The sequence below is a fragment of the Herbidospora galbida genome, from assembly GCF_005233835.1.
Classification (GTDB): domain Bacteria; phylum Actinomycetota; class Actinomycetes; order Streptosporangiales; family Streptosporangiaceae; genus Herbidospora; species Herbidospora galbida.
In genome coordinates, this window is the sequence record NZ_SZQA01000115.1 from 1 (window position 1) to 1080 (window position 1080).

Genomic DNA, 1080 nt, shown 5'->3' on the forward strand with positions numbered 1-1080 from the left:
TGTACTCGGTCATGACGTTGGTGACAGTCGGCTGATCGGAGGGTGACCGTCCAGTGCGCTGTGACGTCGTCGGGTGTTGTAGTGCTCCATCCATGGTTGCAGGGCGTCGGCGCGGTGGGTGTTGCTGGTGAAGATCTGCCGGTAGGCCCATTCGGTTTGCAGGGTGCGGTTGAAGCGTTCGGCTTTGCCGTTCTGCCATGGGCAGTGGGGCTTGATGAGTTTGTGGCGGGCGCCCAGGCTGGCGAGGACGGCGGCGAAGGCGGCCGAGCGGCGGTAGGCCAGGGCGTTGTCGGTGAGCACCCGATGGATGCGGGTGATGCCCTGGGCGTGGAAGAAGGCGGCGGCTCGGTGCAGGAAGGCGGCGCTGGTGGTGCCGGTCTCGTCGGGCAGGATCTCGGCGTAGGCCAGGCGGGAGTGGTCGTCGATGGCAGTGTGGACGTAGTCGTAGCCGATGCCGCGTCCGCGGACGTGTTCGCTGCGGCCGTGGGCGCGGTGGCCGCCGCCGTCGGGGATGCGGCCGATCTTCTTGACGTCCAGGTGGATCAGGTCTCCGGGCCGGGCGTGTTCATAGCGCCGGGTGGTGTGGCGGGTGGCGCGGATCGGGGTCCCTGTGAGGGGGTCGCAGTCGGCCAGGTGCGGGATGTGGTGGCGGCGCAGGATCCGGGAGACAGTGCGTTCGGGCACGCCGGTGCGTTCGGCGATGGCGGCCGGTCCGTTGCGGAGCTCGTGCCGGCAGGTCAGTACCCTCTGCTCGATGGCTGGTGGGGTGCGGTTGGCTACCCGGTGCGGTCGTGAGGAGCGGTCGTGAAGGCCGGCCCAGCCCTCCTGGTCGAAGCGGCGGACCCAGCGGTGACCGCATTGACGCGAGATGCCCAGTTCCTTGGCGACGTGAGCGACCGGGCGGCCGTGGACGCGGACACGCTCGATGAGCAGCATCCGACCGTGGATGGTCAGGCGGGCGTTAGCGTGGGCCATGAAGACCTCCGGGATGGTGATGACGGCAATCTCCACCACATCCGGAGGTCTTCCATTTGATCAAGCATCAGCTCCGGCGAGTCACCAACCTGATGGCCGAGTACA

Annotated in this window: 1 protein-coding gene; it reads right to left on the reverse strand. The window is 68.0% G+C overall.

Annotated features, from left to right (window positions below; translation table 11 throughout):
- Window positions 1–9: 9 nt before the first annotated feature.
- A complete protein-coding gene (locus FDA94_RS38890; protein WP_137252015.1) occupies window positions 10–975 on the reverse strand; it encodes an IS481 family transposase in 966 nt (321 codons plus the stop codon).
- Between the last annotated feature and the right edge of the window lie 105 nt (window positions 976–1080).